1 protein-coding gene is annotated in these 1,642 nt (G+C 71.4%); it reads right to left on the minus strand.

Features of this window, described 5'->3' with window-relative positions; translation table 11 throughout:
• Nucleotides 1-1,615, minus strand: a 1,615-nt coding sequence (locus tag ABZ885_RS40775) for an FMN-binding glutamate synthase family protein (RefSeq protein WP_360200211.1), incomplete at its 3' end; no start/stop codon positions are given.
• Between the last annotated feature and the right edge of the window lie 27 nt (nucleotides 1,616-1,642).

Genomic DNA, 1,642 nt, shown 5'->3' on the forward strand with positions numbered 1-1,642 from the left:
GACGCGCCGGGTGCCCGCGAGGGCCGTCCGCTGGACCTCGCCGACGTGGCCGGCCGTCGGGTCGTGGAGACCTCGCTGCACGGCCGGGTCGCCGTTCCGGACCTTCGGCGAGAAGGGCCGTGAGCTCGGCGGCCAGGTGCGGGCCGAGCTCGCCCCAGCCGTCCTTGTAGCCGTAGACGCCGGCCAAGGTGCGGGCCTCGTAGTCGCCGTTCATGATCTCGATGTCGTCGGCCGTGATGAGGGCCGGGTGGGCGACGCCGACGGCCGACGACACCTTCAGCAGCTCCTTGCGCAGGGTGCGCAGGTACGCAGCCGCCCGGTCGGCCTTGGAGAGCGGGTCGAGGCCGCGGGCCAGCCACGGGTTCTGGGTCGCGATGCCGGTGGGGCACTTGTCGGTGTGGCACTTCTGCGCCTGGATGCAGCCGATCGAGAGCATCGCCTCGCGGGCCACGTTGATCATGTCGACGCCCAGGGCGAAGGCGACCGCGGCGTTCTCGGGCAGGCCGAGCTTGCCCGAGCCGATGAAGGTCAGATCGTCGGTGAGCCCCAGCTCGGCGAAGGTGCCGTAGACCCGGGAGAAACCCATCCGGAACGGCAGCGACACCGAGTCGGCGAAGATCCGCGGCGCGGCCCCGGTGCCGCCCTCGCCGCCGTCGATCGTCACGAAGTCGACCCCGCGGTCACCACGCGCCATCAGCGCGGCCAGCTCCTGCCAGAAGCCCATCTCCCCCACCGCGCTCTTGACCCCGACCGGCAGGCCGGTCTCGGTGGCGAGCAGTTCGACGAAGTCGAGCATCGAGTCGACGTCGCCGAACGCCGTGTGCCGCGACGGGGAGGCACAGTCCTCGCCGACCGGGATGCCGCGGATCCCGGCGATCTCCGCGGTCACCTTCGCGCCCGGCAGCATCCCGCCCAGCCCCGGCTTGGCCCCCTGGGAGAGCTTGATCTCTATCGCCCTGACCGGAGCGCCGGCGACCACGTCCTTCAGCTTGCCGAGGTCGAAGCCGCCGTCCTCGTTGCGGCAGCCGAAGTACGACGTGCCGAGCTGGAGGACGAGGTCGCCGCCGTTGCGGTGGTAGGGCGAGAGGCCGCCCTCGCCCGTGTTGTGCATCGCGCCCGCCAGCGCCGCCCCCTTGTTGAGCGCCGTGACGGCCGCGCCGGAGAGCGATCCGAAGCTCATCGCCGAGATGTTCACCACGCTCGCCGGCCGGAACGCCTTGGCGCGCCCGCGCGGCCCGCCCAGCACCTTGGCCGAGGGCAGCGGGGCCTGCGGATCGTGGAGGTCGGGCAGGGCGTCGGCGAACGTGCGCTGCTTCAGGTAGGCGTGCCCCTGGACGTGCTCGACGTCGACCTCGGTCCCGAACCCGAAGTAGTTGTTCTCCTCCTTCGCCGACGCGTAGATCCACGTGCGCTGGTCACGACTGAACGGGCGTTCCTCCTCGTTGGAGGTCACGATGTACTGCCGCAGCTCCGGCCCGATCGTCTCCAGGAGGTACCGGGCGTGCCCGACCACCGGGAAGTTCCGGAGCAGCGCGTGCCTCTTCTGGACGAGGTCGCGGGCGGCCAGGAGTGCCACCGCTGTTGCGGCGACCGCGCCGATCTTCCGGGCTTTCATGGACGTTCCTCCTCGTGCACGACTCCG

This window comes from Kitasatospora sp. NPDC047058, assembly GCF_040643935.1.
In the GTDB taxonomy this organism is placed as follows: Bacteria; Actinomycetota; Actinomycetes; order Streptomycetales; family Streptomycetaceae; genus Kitasatospora.